The organism is Paenibacillus sp. 2TAB23, from assembly GCF_052115165.1.
Taxonomy (GTDB): Bacteria; Bacillota; Bacilli; order Paenibacillales; family Paenibacillaceae; genus Pristimantibacillus.
On the sequence record NZ_JBFRGD010000011.1, the window covers coordinates 53,166 to 67,988 of the forward strand.

The window sequence follows — 14,823 nt, forward strand, 5'->3', positions numbered from 1 at the left end:
GCAAGTATATCGGGTTTTAAATAAACAAAGCTCTCGAAGCACAAAAAATCGTTCTGCATGCAATGCTGCTCATCAGACCTTTAGCCGAGAGCATCCTTGATCAATTAACCGCCATAAACAGCCGTATAAACCCCCAAGATTTCTGCATCTGACGCTTCCACTTTCATTAGTGTTAATCCTTGCCGGATGACGCGCATAGCATGGGCGTTCAGCTTGGAGCCATCCCCGATCATGTTCAAATCGCCTTCGTATTTCAATCCCGCTTTACTGTCGATATCTACTTTCATTTCACTCTTTATAAAATGGGGCATTGAGAAGACGTGTATGATTTTAGCCGGATTCTCCGCCGTATTCATTTTTGCATAATATCCATCTGCCTCAGATTTACTCTTCGAAATAAAAGTATGGCCCCTGCTCCACTTATTGTAGGTTGCATTAGCGTCGGCATCCTCTCTGCCATGCGTACTGATGCCTTCGCCTTTTCCGCCTTTGCTCGCTTTAATACCGCCTGTATAAATCGCATCAACATGCTTGGTATAAGTAACATGATAGAAGATCGTTGCTCTTAGAATGGCTTTAATTGAATCATCGATAGAGCCTCCGGGATTTACAAATACATCATCCTCTTGGTGCTGCCGCGGCGCCTGAAACATCGCCTTGAATGGAGCGGTATTGATAATAATCTCCGCAAGCTCCCTTTCCGTATGGGATTGACCGATATAACCAGCTAAGCCTGCTTTTACATCTGCGTAGCCCGGGATGCCGTCCTTTCCTTCACTTCGATCCTTCATTTTCACCCACAGCTTGGAAAGCTTATCATTATTCCATACGACTTTGTCTGCATCTTTTAAAGCTCGTTGAATGACTAGACTTTGAGCCGGATGTTTGGAATTTTGTTGCCGGACCATTTGCATAACGGCCTGGTTTCCAACTTTTCGCTGAAGCATCATCATCTGCTGCATCGAAGGTGAGACGCTTGTTTCGTATCCTTGTAGTTCGGAGGGTTTTACGGCTTCCGTCGCTTTCGCGTTAATCGCTTGCGTATTCACTTGACGCTCCACCTGTTGGCTAGCTGAATGGCTCATCTATATTTCTCCTGTTCCAAAGCATGATACGTATATTTCAAATTATACCTGAAAACGAAAGGATTGGAACCGGTCATACAATAATGCAAGTGTGAGAAACAAGTAGGGATTTCACTGTTCCACCATTATGCTGTTGCACAAAAAAACGTTCGAGAATGCGCCTCGCCGTCTTGTCATTTTGTTATTCGAGAATGCTCCATATTGTCCTACAACAAAAATCGGTTCCTAGGATCCGGTTTTTGTTGTAGGAGGCGTATTGGTTTAACGCTATGTTAGTTTTCCTGTAGGAAATGAGGTTATCATAGTCACTCACTTGAATGATGAAGCGGAGCGCCAAATACCTTTATTATTGAATTTAAAGATAACAATGTCGTTCGTTAACGGGGTTCTGATGGAATAGTTAATTAAAAGGGTATCCTTAAAGCCATATGCTTCAGGGATACCCTCTTTTAATATTTACGAAATCAGCTATAAACTTCTTCTTTTCAATGTCTAACTTTCGGGCTATAGTTGACTGCTCGCCTATTATACTTCTTTTTTAAACCCAATTATTGCTCAAGCAATTTATCCATCAAGCGAATAATCATCGCAACTGACTCAGCACGGGAAGCAGATTCATTTGGTTTGAACGATCCGTTGCCTTTGCCACTTACGATACCTGCATTTGCGAAAGCGTTGATTTGTTCAGAAGCCCAGCTCGTAACTACATCCGAGAAGAGGTTGGATGTGCTAGGAACATAGTTCGTCAGCCGAGCAAGCATAGCAACGATCTCAGCACGGGAAATATCTTGATTAGGATGGAAAGTACCATCACTATAACCTGTGATTATCCCATTAGCCTGTAATGCTGCAATCGATTCCGAGGCCCAATGCTCATTTGCATCAGAGAAAGTGGAACTGCTTGAACCCTTTAGACCAAACGCTTTTGCAAGCATTGTAGCGAACTCAGCGCGAGTTACCTGTTCATTGGGATGGTAAGAGCCATCACTATAACCCTTTACAATCCCCATCTTAGCAGCGCGTTCCACTACTGAAGCACTCCATGAAGACGCTGGAACATCCTTAAAGCTTATGGCAGGAGCAGATTTTTCTTTTTCCACAATTGCCTTAACTACGTCCACATCTACCTTGTCGTTGAAAACAGGCTTCGAAAGCGTCGGTGTTGTTGCCGGCGCCGGTGTCGCTGTCGGCGTTGTCGGCGTTGTTGTCGGCGTTGTCGGCGTTGTTGTCGGCGTTGTCGGCGTTGTTGTCGGCGTTGTCGGCGTTGGTGTTGTCGCCGGTGTCGCTATCGGCGTTGTTGGCGTTGGTGTCGGCGTTGGTGTTGTCGGCGTTGGTGTTGTCTCATTTCCTGTTGTTTTCACGACAGTAAATTCATCGATTTTATTCCCCGCACTCGTGCGTGCTTCCACATGAATCCCATCTTCAGTAATTTCAATAGCGGAATATACAGGCACGTCTTCATCAAAAATATAATTCAAATAATTATATTGCGTACCATCATAAAATTTCCAGCCTGCAGCACCGCCATCAAGATATACTGTACCTTCATTTGTAGCTTTATTTGGCTTTCCATCCTGCATCGGATAGGTACGTGCATACACATGATCATGGCCAACTAGAACTAAATCAACTTTCTTTTCTTCTAATATCGGTGCAAAATACGTTTGTGTATATTCAACAAGGGATTCACGACCGTTTTCTGTATGATAAGCAGGACGGTGGAACATAGCGATCGTCCATTTTTTATCATTCCGATCCAAATCATCTTCCAACCATGCGGCTTGCTCAATCATTTGTTCCTCTGTGCCTTCAGAGTTCAATACGACAAAATGAGTATCATCAACCTCATATGAGTAAGCGTATTGCAGTTGGGATTCTGGCCCGTTCGTTGGGAAATTCGCGCCTTTGGTGAATACTTCTTTTCCTTCACTCTTCACATCATGATTGCCCAATGTTAGAGCTGTTGGAATTTGTGTGGCATAGACTGAAGAGGCTTGCCAGAACTTTTGCCATTCTTCAAACGCGCCGCCTACGTCAACCATATCTCCACCATGCATAATGAACTCTGTCGATGGATATTGTTTCAATGCGTTAGTCATTAGTTCTTGATAAATTTGTATTCCATGTGATTCATTCGTATGAGAATCTGTAATGTACAAGAATGAGGTAGGCGTTGATTTATTCTGATCAATAGTAGAATATTCATACCACTCCGACCAATTGCTCTCATAGCCTACACGATATTTGTATGTGGTATTTGCTTTCAAGCCTTCTATTAAAGCATTATGAAACCGGATTTCACCCTTCGTTCCATTTTCCTTCATACTAAGCACTTGAAGTTCACTCTCAGCTTGATGCTGCTTTACATGATCGATATCTGGGTCTTCGCCTGTACCCCATTCACTAGCTTCAATATATTGAAGGAAAGTAAGGGTTTGGTCTGGCTTGGTTTGCCAAGCAGCACTCAACTGCGTTGACATATCTTCTGCCACATAGGTTTGAACATATTGAGGACGGTCTGTACCATACTGCTCAACGACTTCATAATTGACAACCTTACTGTTCTGATCGCCGTTGACAGCTTGTACCTGATAGGTTCCAAGTGCCAATGTTGTTAGGTCTGTCGTTAATTGTCCTTTTGCATTTGTTTTACCAAGGCTACCGTTTAATAGCTGACTGCTAACATCAGATTCAGATATATAGCCTGTAGTTTGACCATCTGCGAGAATAATCTCGAATAGACCATCTTCTGCTTCTGCTGAAGCATAATAACGTTCACCAGCATTTGCAACGATTAATACATCAGAAGAAGTATCGTCATCCTCGTATACATTAGACGTTACGGTGTTAACCGTAACTACCGAGCTTTGCTTTAATAAACCAATGAAAACAAGATCCGCACCTTCATACTGTTTGCCATCACGGTCTAATACTGTAAATGTAGAGGGCGTGCCTAAACCAACTCCGGTCATTTCCAGCTGATACGGAAATGCAATTGTATAATGAATAGGAGCGGCTATAGGTGAGCTCGTCTGAACATCGCCAGCTGTAAGCTTTGTATTGCTCATTGTGATGGATTTGTAATTTTCACCGCGCACTAATGCAGCATGAGGGCTCACTCTGAAGTTAACTGTAACGACTTCATGGGCTGCTGCTACTATGTTATGAAGGGATACCTGAACAATACCGTGCTCATTATCAACATCTGAGGCTAGAACAACTCCAGTCGCCTTAGTAATGCTTTCAACTTGAAGAGTACTCGCATCATAATTTAATGCAAACTCAGCCTGTTCTGCATTCAAGTAATCCTTAATACCTACTTGAACAGCGTAAATTTCATTACTAACAGCCTCTTTGTCAGCAGTCATAAACAAACGTTCTCCTGCATTCACAGTGAATGTAAATGTTTTCCCTGCAGGGTTGCCAGCTTTATCCTTCACTTCAATAACAAGTTCATGATAACCGCCATCCACATATTCTCCGGGATAGGTTAATACCTTTGTATCTTCAGAGTAGTGCACGTTATCCGAAATATTCGTTCCATCCAATAAAACAGATAATGTGTCCAAATCCAAACCCGATCCATTATCGTCCAGCTCAACTTTTAATTCATCAAGCGGAGCGCTTAATACTTCATTCGGGGCAGGGGCTATTGGCTTAATGATGGGAACCTCTTTATCTTCATCAACCGCATTATAGATAAAGGTAATATCATCCACCCAAATTGAACCTTTATTTTTTTTACTCATATTCGATTGTTTCAGTTGGAAAAACAATTCAAGGACGATCGGACCTGATTTACCTTGCGGGACATTCGCCTCGATATATTTCCAACCAGACCAGTCCACACCCAATTGATTAGCATCATAGAATTCTGCTTGGAACGATGATCCACCTGCATCTCTGAACTTTGTCGTTAGCAAATGCCCTTCATTGTTTCCATAAACCCACATGCCCACTTTAGTTGGGTAGCCTGTTAATGGAATATTCCCCGTTTTATACCCTACTTCAATTTGAGAGGGGTTATCTACTATGCCAATCATATCGTAATCAATTCTAGCCGAATATTGTCCATTTCTTACACGCTTCTGGTTATCTTCCAAATGCAGCGTAGCCTCGTACATACGTTTAGGGTTAAATTTCACATCTGAGATTCCATCTTCAAAATCTTCAACGATGACGGGTGGAGTAGCCTCATCTACAGCATAGACATGATTGCTCTGACCAAAACCGGTATGTAAACCTCCTCCTAGTAACGATATTATTGATGCGATTACCAGTATCTTACGTAAAATTCTTGCTTTCATTCTTCTTCCTTCTCCCGTTAGTAAAATTATTATTCAAGGAGTATTCTAACAATGCATTGTAAAATTAAATCTTATTTACTATTAAGAAATTATATTTTATTCTAAATACGTTGATAATCTTTAATGCACGTTATTTCACTCAAAGTAAGCTAACTACAAAGCAAATCTTTTAATTTAAAGTAATCGTAGACGTCTACAATGGTAACTTAGCAAGAGCTATGAGCCCGTCATCAACTCCGATCGCATTTTCAACAGCTGTACAATGAAATATTCAGCGTGTCAGTCATTAATGTCGTCATTTACAATCGGCTAGGAATGATTACTCTGAAATAGATAAAAACCCGATCATAATGGATCGGGTTCTATCGCGAATAGATTTCTATCCTTTTCATCTCCAATGATTAATGCGGGTAATCCAGCGTATATCTTGCCACTGCAATTTTCCAACCGTTTACTGTTTTAACAAGCGTTCCATTTTCGTAAGCATATGCGCCTTCTTGCTCCACCTTAACGGTTCTTGAAATAAACATCATATTCTCATTTCCATAATGATAGCTTGGCTTTTTGTCGCTAGCAAATGAAAGGAAAGGAATTTTAGGATTGTCTGGAAATTGCTTTAAGCCACCCGTAAATAAAACTTCTCGCATCATGCCTTCTGTAAAATATGGTCTTAAATACTGTTGCTTTTGTTTAATCGTTGACAGGTCATATGCCATCGCTGCCTTGTTCATTAACGCGACAGCGTTCTCCAAAGAAAGCGGAGGCTCCACGATGATGTCGATTCTCTTCTGCTGCTCATGATCAGTCAACAATGCCAAACGGTCGTGCGGCAGCCATTCGATTGTTAACCCTAACGACTCGCCTACAAAACGGATGGGCACATACGTAACGCCTTGATTAACGCTAGCTGGCACATCCATCTCTATCGGCTCCCCGTTTACTTGAGTTGACTTTGAATTTATTTGCAGTACAATCTGCTTCGTATTCTTGCTAATGATGACCGTGTTATTCCTTTTATTCCACTGTACACTTCCGCCCATGTATTCAGATATTAATCGAATAGGCACAAGCAGCCGTCCATTGGTCAATTTATCATGTGGTATACGGATAGAATGATAAGACATTGCATTTGCTTCTGACATTGGAAGTATCCATGTCAGACATACCATTAGCATGCAGACCAAAGTGATATTTCTTTTCATCATCGTCTTCCTTTCTTTCGGACATTCGAGCCAAAGCCTTTCAAACATTAGGACGCTAATCTTAATGAAATGTTGCGAATGCTGTTCGCGCACACAAAAAAAGCAAGGGAAACCTTCCCTCACTTTTTCTATTTTTCCTTTACATTAATCCATATGAACTTCACTTTTACTTGATCGATTTGTAATATTCCGCGAACACATCTGCGAAAGCATCCGCCGTCTGCAAGTTTTCTTGCAGGGTATTGTTTACGCCTCCGAATTCCAGCAGCAGGCTTCCGTTGGAAACAGATTGGTTGTACTCGGCATTCCCTTGATGCGCGCTCTTGGTCAGAACGCCTCGCGAAATGCCGGGGTATCTCTTGTTCAGCAGTGCATGCAAGGCATCTGCGAATTTCTTGTTCTCTTTATACGTAGGATTCACGTCACCAATAACGAACATGATGCGTGCGTACGATTTGCCATTAATCGTAACCGTCGTTTTACTGCGCGGCACGTCTGCGTCACGATGGATATCGAAGAAATAAGTCAAGGAAGCATGGGACTGAATCGCGTGATCTACTGCTTTGCGTGATTCAGCATAAGCCTTCGTATAGCTTAATTTCTGCTCATTCAGCTTGGCAGCAAAATCAGTCTCTTCCAACAGAGAAGCGATTCCTTTTTTCTCCAAGCTTTGCGCGAGTTGTTTGCCTACGAGCGTAATGTTAACTTTGGGATCATCATAAGAGGTGCCTTTTGTGCTGGTTGATACATTTTTCCACGATTCACGATTATGGGTATGATAGATGTATACTTTGTTATCCTTTTGACTGACTTCACCTGTGTTAACGACCCATTTCGCAACGTATGCACTGCCTCCGCTTGGCAATGAAACTTGATACCAGTCCCCAGTTAGCTTAATGATCGGGAACGATTCGCCTGCTCTTGCCTTCGTTACAACCTCATAATCAAGCCCGGGTCCTTTACGTAAATTGGTCGTATCCACTATTTTCACGATCGCTTCCTTATCGGGCTTTTGCCCCGTATTCGAAGAATTCCCGCTGTTTGTAGAGGTATCCGTATCCACGACCCAATTCGCAACGTAAGCCTTATTGCCGCTTGAAAGCTTGATCTGATACCAATCCCCTTCCGATCCAACAATCGGGTACGAATCACCAGCAACTGCCCTCGCTACTATCTCGTAGTTAGTGCCTGGCCCTTTTCGCAAATTAGTTATGTCCGTTATTTTAGCTACTGTTGCTTTATTGGATACAACTTTAGCTTGTGCGAGTAGTTGCGGACTGGCGCTGGACGTTTTCCCTCCAGATAGGCCCTGAATGGACGCATTGGCAGCGTCGGGTCCCCCAAACAATAAAGCAATAATGGCGGTTCCGCCCAATAATTGATTTCGAAGTCTCAAGCTAGCTTTCCTCCATTCCAAAATTCTGTTCTACGAATTTCGACAATAGCGGAGGAAAATCCTGCTTATTCAAGCATGGCCCTGCGAAAATGAGCGTAAAGCCTCACACTATGGTTCTTCCTGCCAGATTAATAACGGAAGATAATGTCCCAGAGTCATTTTTGTAAATACAGTAACCGCCTAGTATGAAATATCAGCTTAAAAAGAACCTACAGCACCATTTTCCATGGTGTTATAGGTTCTTATTTGCCTTTTACGGTATTGGACCGCTCTGATATCTCTGATAAGGAATGCTTGTTGCTACTTCAAATGTCTCCACCCGCCAAAAGCGGAAATGTCCTCAGCTCCCGCTTCCGCGTAGCCCTCGCATATAAAGCCGGATACCTCTGTCCCATCCGCCAGCTCGACCTTGCCGATCCCGAGCGGCGCAGGAATTAAAGACGCAAACGCCCCGAAGGATGTAACAGGCATTTCCCACACTTCAACCTCGATGGCATGTCCGCCATCGCTTTTCTTCAGCAGCCCCGGCTTAGCCGGCACTGTTGGGAGTTTCACCAGTTGATACTTGGCCGCTGTATGCGCTTCTCGCACGAAACGGCTGCCAAACGACAGCAGCTGTTTCTCCAGCGGATAACCTCTCATATGCAAGCCGCAGACGGCGACTGACATATTCTCAGCCATCTCTGCCGCAGGCAGCGATAATTGCGCCCCTAGAAACGAAGCCGCAGCTGCTTCAATCAAATGCTCATTGGCGGAGAGCGCAAATAATGTAATGCCAAAAGGCATTTCCGGCGCGGCATCGCCTGCCGGTACAGCAACCGCACATAAATCGAGCAGATTGCAATGGTTCGTGTAACGGCCCATAGCCGAATTAGCTGCAATAGGTTCGGCTGCGACCTGCGATCTCGTCCAAGTTCCTCCGCAAGTCGGCATAACAAGAACAGCGCCCTGCAGAAGCTCATTGCTTCTCATACGCAGCTCCTGCAGCTGATGCATCGCCTTAAACACGGAGGCCGCGTCATGCGCTCCGGGTGCCCCCGAGCGCAGCACCTGCTCCGTTACGGGAAAAGTAATACCCGGCCGCGATTCTACAAATCCGCCAATGCTAGCCCATCGTTCAGCAACCCAAGGACCCTCGTACAGAATAGCAGCAGCCTGCGCGAACAACTCATAATCGATATATTCAATGGCTATAGGCAGCGTTCTAATTTTCTCCACTGCATCGTCCCATGCCTTGCGATAAGCCTCAGCTAGCGGACCATAGAAATCCAGCGGCTTGCTCGGCAGGAAAAGCTTATCCGGTAGCTTTGCCTGCCAGCGCGGGACGCTCTTCGACCAAGGATCTGTTTGGTCGAACCCGCGAGCTTGCTGATCGACGGCTTTCGCATCCTGCAACGTATGGGCAAATACAGTGACACAATCCAGGCTCGCACAGGCCGGAACGATACCTTTAGTCGGCCATGCTCCAAGACTTGGCTTATAGCCGACCAAACGGTTTAACGCCGCCGGTACTCTTCCCGATCCCGCGGTATCGGTGCCCAGTGCAAACGCGGCATGCCCACGCGCAACCGCAACGGCAGAGCCTGAACTGGAGCCTCCGCTAATCCAATCGCCTTGCAGCGCGTTATGCGTCTCGCCATAAGGGCTTCTAGTGCCAACAAGCCCAGTAGCAAATTGATCCAGATTTGTTTTGCCGACAGGAATCGCTCCTGCAGCTATCAATCGTTCCACGACTGCCGCATGCCTCTCAGGCAAATAGGCAAATTCGGAGCAGCCTGCCGTCGTAGGCATGCCGGCCAAATCAATGTTGTCCTTAATTGCGAATGGCACGCCCCACAGAGGCAAGGAGCGGTCCATCGTCCCCAGCCTCTCCAAGTATGGTTGAATCGTCGCCCTCTCAGGCGGCGCAATCCAAATATTCATCCCTTCGTCCTCACGGGCACGACGGATAACTTCTTCTATTACTTGCTCCGGTGTAAGATTCCCGCTCGCATAATGCACGCGCAGCCAATCTATAGTAAGCTCACGCGGTATATTCAGCCTGCTCATCCGGTTCCCTCCTTCAATCCCGTTTTACACTATGCCGGTCTCATCTCGTTCAGTTTAACAGCCAAATGCAGCTGCAAAATGTCATCGCCATTATCCAAGCTAATGCCAAGCAATTCGCATACCCGCTCCACCCGGTAGGATACCGTATTGTAATGGGTAAACAGCTCCGCCGACGTCTTTTTCACATTCCGATTATGCTTGAAATAAACCTTCAGCGTCTCAAACAACTGCGAGTTATGCTTCGCATCATAGGCAAGCAGCGGCATGATGAATTGATTACGGTAGTCTTTGACCTCCTCCGTATCCGGAAGATGATATAGCAATTGAAATACACCAAGCTTCATATAGTCCACATAAGGCTCACGGTAATCACATATCGAGCTGATATGATAAATTTTTTTGGCATCGTTATAGCTTTCATACACTCTGTCAGCGCTTTTGGTCCGATTCCCGATACAAAGCGAATAGCTCTCTGAAGGGAAGACCGCCTTCAGATCCGCCGAAATCGCCTCAATCGCCAAATTCCGCATCCCCTGCTTCGCCTCTGGAAATAGAATGATCAACTCGCCCTCGAGTATCGTTGCTTGAAGGTCTTCGCATATGGATTTGGTCCTAAGCCGTTTAATCGCCTGCTGCATATGCTTGATGCTTGGTTTGGCATTCAGAAAGCGCACCAGCGCAACATAACGCGGCCGATCCTCTTCCAGAGGGCAGCCACACGCCTCCGCTCTCAGCTTCAAATCCTCCATGGTCACGATCCTGCCCGTAATCCAGTCCTGCAAAAATTGATCCACGTATTTCAGCTCGACTTCCCGCCTGGCATTGGCATTGATCATCTCTAATCCTACCAGAACGCCAACGCGGTCGATCGTCAGCCGATCGACTACGGAGTGCTCCTGATTCCATTCCAGCAGAATAAGCAGACATTTCTCATACTGCTTGTCATTGACAGCCGATACGTAGACGCGGATGCGGCGCTCGCCAAGCGTAACGAAGCTGACGCCAAGATTGCTTTCCTCGCGCAAGCTGGCCCAGAGCCTCGCATTGTCAGCCTCTTCAAGCTGCTCCGCCTGAGGTGAAAGAAACAAATGATTGGAATCATCGAGCAAAATAATCGGGTTGTTCAATATGCCATCCAGCGTTTGCAAAAATTCTTCCAGCCCTTTTCCGTACAATAGCTGCTGCGAAAGCTTCTGGAAGCGGCTTTGCAGCAGCGACAATTCCCTTGCCTCCTGAACCAGTACGCGCTCCATAATATCCCGTACAACATCCGAGAATACGGTCGACGATGGCAGCTCGAGGATCGGGAAGTCAAGTTGATCCGCCAGTTCCAATGCACGGGCTGGAATTTTATCGATAAATCGTTTGGTCTTAATTCCAAGGGCTGATACACCCTTCTCCACTAACTGCGGAATCATATCCGAAATGGCATCCGGCTGGTCGCGGAACGGAAAGCCGCTCGTTATGAGGAACTCCCCGGGCCGCACCCAATCGATAACATCCGGCACTTCCATCACGTTCACGCGGTTAATGATTCGCTGCATGCCATTAGCGCCTGCCAAGACGACAGCTTCCTTAAAGTCGGGGATCAGCAATACGTCGCTGCACGTGAAGCCTGCCTTCTTGTTATCTGCCATCGTATATTCCGCCTGTTATTTCAGCTGCGTGGAATATACATCTTCCACAAGCGTCGTATTAAAAAACGAGTTGACCGGGGTATCTTCTCCTACCGGTAAAAAAATGCTGATCTGCTCCGTGGGCTGATCATCGTCATTCGCTACGGAGTGTACAACGCCTGCCGGCACATGGAACGTGTCGCCAGCCTTGTAGCTTTGCCATTCTCCATTGCACAGCAGCTTTACTTTGCCTACCGTAATATAAATAATTTCCGCTACGTCATGAAAATGCGGCAGCACCTGTCCGCCAACGCCAATTTTCTCCCATAGAACGGAGCTCGTGCGGAACCCCATTTGATCGGCCTGCGCCGCTGATACAATCTCGCGGTGATATAGCTCAATATGGTCCGGCATAAGCCCCCATTGCATTTGCTCTCCAATGACTACCTCTGTTTTCTTTGCTGTGATCATAATGATATTCCTCCAATATTCGCGATGTGATTGGTTACTTGCGTTTATTCTCTGCGTTTAAAAACGACGGCTACCGGCCCGCCTCCCGGCGGACCCTGATGCTCTGCGCCGCCGGATACGTAAATCATGGGATCGCCGCAAACCGAAGCGAGTACACCGCCGACAACTGCGCGGGCATGTCTCGTATGGTTAATATCCGAATCATCCAGCATCGTATGGCGATGGCCTCGGATGTAGCCCGTTGGTTCAGCCTCTGCCTTCGCCAGCACCTGCACCATTTCCGCATCCTTATGCTCGTCAAGCAAGCGTTTGAGCGATGGTGCATCGATAGCATCCTTCATCACATCATGAGCGATGAAATAAGGGCCTTCCGCATATGCGGAGTTGCCGAATACGATAACCTCGCAATACGAGAGCTCGCTGCCCGCGGAGGTAGAAGCTACGCGGCTGAACAGCTGCCACGAGCTGCAAACATCCTCGTCCGTAAGCCTCTCGCGGTCAACCTCTCCAAGAGCAATCGCCGCACCGAGCGCCGATGCGCCACGCGAATAGCCCATCGACTTGTACGTATCTTCCGTTACTGTGCTAGTGGCTCTGTTATGCGCATCATGAACCTGGTCAGCCGTTAGCAGCGGGCATTTGATTTGCACAAAATGTACATCCGACGCAGATTCGATACCAGCTTCCGCAATCGCGCGTCTGACGGCAGCAGCGACCTCGTCCACTTGAGCAAGCCGGCCAATCTCTTCCGGTAGAAAATCTGCTGTTTTTGCTACACCGATCGCCAGCGATTTGCGATCCTGTTTCACCGCAGCCTGACTATAGGTTCCCTTGCGGCTGATTACCGTAAAGTGAGGACTCAATATGCCTTCGGTTCCGCCCGACATGACATACGATATCGAGGAAGTTTTTTCAGTTCGATATTCGGCAAAAAAGCTTTTTAACGCGAGCACAGCATAACCGCGGGTAAAATCGTTCACGCAGCCGTTGCCCTCGGTTTTGCCTAAAACGGCAACTACATCCTGCGGTTCAATCAAGCCTTCTTTGATACATTTATCAAGTGCCGTTACATCGTTCGGAGAGCGGCTAGGAACGCGATTCACCGTGCATTTCATCATAAGTCATCCGTCCTTTGCCAGAAAATAACTTTCTTCTCTAGTAGGCTGATTGCCCAGAAGAGGACCAAGCCGCATAATGCTGAAGCAATAATGGCTGAGAACATGACTGGCGTATCCATATGATACGATGACACCAATACGACATAGCCGAGTCCCTTGCTCGCACCGACGAATTCGCCAACAATGGCGCCAACGATCGCAAGCGACGTTGATATCTTCAGCGCGGAGAACACGTAAGGCAAGCTCGTCGGCAGGCGCAGCTTCCAGAATATCTCTGCTTTGGTCCCTTTATAGGTCGAGAACAATTCCCACGCTTCATGCTCGATGGCTTTCAAGCCCTTCACGCTGTTGACGAGAATCGGGAAGAAGCAGATGAGCATCGAGGCTACAACCTTGGAGGAGTAGCCCGTTCCCATCCATACGACTAGGAGCGGAGCAAGCGCGACAAGCGGCGTTGTTTTGAGCGCTATCGCAAGTGGGAAGATGCCCTTCTCAATCGGCTTGGAATGTACAAAAATGACGGCGGTAATTAATCCAAGAATGTTAGCAAGCACAAAACCTGTCAAAGCTTCCATCAGCGTGACGAACATATGCGACCACAGCGAGTTGTCTATGACGGCTGCGATATCGGTAGGTGAGGGCAGCAAGTAGATCGGTATATCGAACAGTCGCACCGCAAGCTCCCATATCACTAGAAAACCAATGGCGAATGCGATAGGATACATGGCGTCTTTTATTTTCGTACTCATAGATGTTTGACCCGCTTTCTTAATTCCTTAACCGTCTGATGGAATGCCGGAAGCTCCTCCATGCCCACTTCTCTTGGCGACGGCAGCGGAACTGGGATAATATCCTCCACGCCAGCTGGCCTTGGCGACATCATAATGACGCGGTTAGACATCAGCACAGACTCCTGAATCGAGTGGGTTACCATAACAACCGTGCTTAGGCTCGTTTCTGGACTTTCCCATAAACGCAGCAGCTCGAAGTTAAGCTTCTCTCTCGTGAATTCATCCAATGCTCCAAACGGCTCATCCATGAGCAATACGGTTGGATCAGCAGCAAGCGCCCGTGCGATCGCGATTCTTTGCTGCATGCCCCCGCTTAGCTGATGCGGGAAATGATTCACGAAATCCTGCAGTCCCACTAAGCGAAGCGCACCCTCCGCCTTTTCTTTCGCTTCCTTCTTCGTAAATTTCTTCTCCCCGATTGTAAGTGGCAGCGCAATATTTTGGATCGCGGTCAGCCACGGCATCAAAACCGGCTTTTGGAATACCATGCCAAGCGTTAGGTCCTTCGACGGATAGACGATCTCCCCTCCGGCATTCGGCTGAAGCAAATCTAGCATCAGGCGGAGCAATGTAGATTTGCCGCAGCCGCTCGGCCCCAGGATCGAGACAAACTCGTTTTTGTAAATATCAAGCGAGACGTTATTTAGCACCTGTACATCGCCAAACGAAAGGGAGCAATTTTTTAAAGTAACCGCGATTTCGCTCTTGGAAGAAATGGTCGTAGGTTGTTTCTGCAGCCTTGAAGAATCTTTCCCCAAATCACTGGCCGTTGTTAGCATACAATCACA

At 46.6% G+C, this 14,823-nt stretch carries 10 protein-coding genes; all 10 read right to left on the minus strand.

Features of this window, described 5'->3' with window-relative positions; genetic code table 11:
• Window positions 1-104: 104 nt before the first annotated feature.
• Complete coding sequence (locus AB4Z29_RS16820) at window positions 105-1,085, minus strand: hypothetical protein (protein WP_441944196.1); 981 nt, start codon at window positions 1,083-1,085, stop codon at window positions 105-107.
• A gap of 548 nt (window positions 1,086-1,633) precedes the next feature.
• On the minus strand, window positions 1,634-5,392 hold the full coding sequence (locus AB4Z29_RS16825) for an S-layer homology domain-containing protein (RefSeq protein ID WP_441944197.1): 3,759 nt from the start codon (window positions 5,390-5,392) through the stop codon (window positions 1,634-1,636).
• A 401-nt stretch (window positions 5,393-5,793) separates the two neighbouring features.
• A complete protein-coding gene (locus tag AB4Z29_RS16830) occupies window positions 5,794-6,516 on the minus strand; it encodes a copper amine oxidase N-terminal domain-containing protein (RefSeq protein WP_441944198.1) in 723 nt (240 codons plus the stop codon).
• 244 nt (window positions 6,517-6,760) lie between these two features.
• Complete coding sequence (gene spoIIP / locus AB4Z29_RS16835; protein WP_441944199.1) at window positions 6,761-7,990, minus strand: stage II sporulation protein P; 1,230 nt, start codon at window positions 7,988-7,990, stop codon at window positions 6,761-6,763.
• Between the two features lie 300 nt (window positions 7,991-8,290).
• On the minus strand, window positions 8,291-10,039 hold the full coding sequence (atzF, locus tag AB4Z29_RS16840; protein WP_441944200.1) for an allophanate hydrolase: 1,749 nt from the start codon (window positions 10,037-10,039) through the stop codon (window positions 8,291-8,293).
• A gap of 29 nt (window positions 10,040-10,068) precedes the next feature.
• Window positions 10,069-11,676, minus strand: coding sequence for a PucR family transcriptional regulator (locus AB4Z29_RS16845; RefSeq protein WP_441944201.1), 1,608 nt, complete (start codon window positions 11,674-11,676; stop codon window positions 10,069-10,071).
• A gap of 15 nt (window positions 11,677-11,691) precedes the next feature.
• Complete coding sequence (locus AB4Z29_RS16850) at window positions 11,692-12,126, minus strand: cupin domain-containing protein (RefSeq protein WP_441944202.1); 435 nt, start codon at window positions 12,124-12,126, stop codon at window positions 11,692-11,694.
• Window positions 12,127-12,170: 44 nt separating this feature from the next.
• Window positions 12,171-13,244, minus strand: coding sequence for a ring-opening amidohydrolase (locus AB4Z29_RS16855; protein ID WP_441944203.1), 1,074 nt, complete (start codon window positions 13,242-13,244; stop codon window positions 12,171-12,173).
• The gene (locus AB4Z29_RS16860) at window positions 13,241-13,993 is read right to left on the minus strand and encodes an ABC transporter permease (RefSeq protein WP_441944204.1); all 753 of its coding nucleotides are present in this window, start codon (window positions 13,991-13,993) and stop codon (window positions 13,241-13,243) included. The genes AB4Z29_RS16855 and AB4Z29_RS16860 overlap by 4 nt, the downstream gene beginning before the upstream one ends.
• The gene (locus tag AB4Z29_RS16865) at window positions 13,990-14,814 is read right to left on the minus strand and encodes an ABC transporter ATP-binding protein (RefSeq protein ID WP_183558707.1); all 825 of its coding nucleotides are present in this window, start codon (window positions 14,812-14,814) and stop codon (window positions 13,990-13,992) included. The genes AB4Z29_RS16860 and AB4Z29_RS16865 overlap by 4 nt, the downstream gene beginning before the upstream one ends.
• Between the last annotated feature and the right edge of the window lie 9 nt (window positions 14,815-14,823).

Excerpts from the sequence above, each read along its gene's own strand:
- AB4Z29_RS16825 (WP_441944197.1), bottom strand. The coding sequence starts at position 5,392 with ATGAAAGCAAGAATTTTACGTAAGATACTGGTAATCGCATCAATAATA.
- AB4Z29_RS16850 (WP_441944202.1), bottom strand. The coding sequence starts at position 12,126 with ATGATCACAGCAAAGAAAACAGAGGTAGTCATTGGAGAGCAAATGCAA.
- AB4Z29_RS16830 (WP_441944198.1), bottom strand. The coding sequence starts at position 6,516 with ATGTCTTATCATTCTATCCGTATACCACATGATAAATTGACCAATGGA.
- atzF (WP_441944200.1), bottom strand. The coding sequence starts at position 10,039 with ATGAGCAGGCTGAATATACCGCGTGAGCTTACTATAGATTGGCTGCGC.
- AB4Z29_RS16845 (WP_441944201.1), bottom strand. The coding sequence starts at position 11,676 with ATGGCAGATAACAAGAAGGCAGGCTTCACGTGCAGCGACGTATTGCTG.
- AB4Z29_RS16865 (WP_183558707.1), bottom strand. The coding sequence starts at position 14,814 with ATGCTAACAACGGCCAGTGATTTGGGGAAAGATTCTTCAAGGCTGCAG.
- AB4Z29_RS16855 (WP_441944203.1), bottom strand. The coding sequence starts at position 13,244 with ATGATGAAATGCACGGTGAATCGCGTTCCTAGCCGCTCTCCGAACGAT.
- AB4Z29_RS16860 (WP_441944204.1), bottom strand. The coding sequence starts at position 13,993 with ATGAGTACGAAAATAAAAGACGCCATGTATCCTATCGCATTCGCCATT.
- AB4Z29_RS16820 (WP_441944196.1), bottom strand. The coding sequence starts at position 1,085 with ATGAGCCATTCAGCTAGCCAACAGGTGGAGCGTCAAGTGAATACGCAA.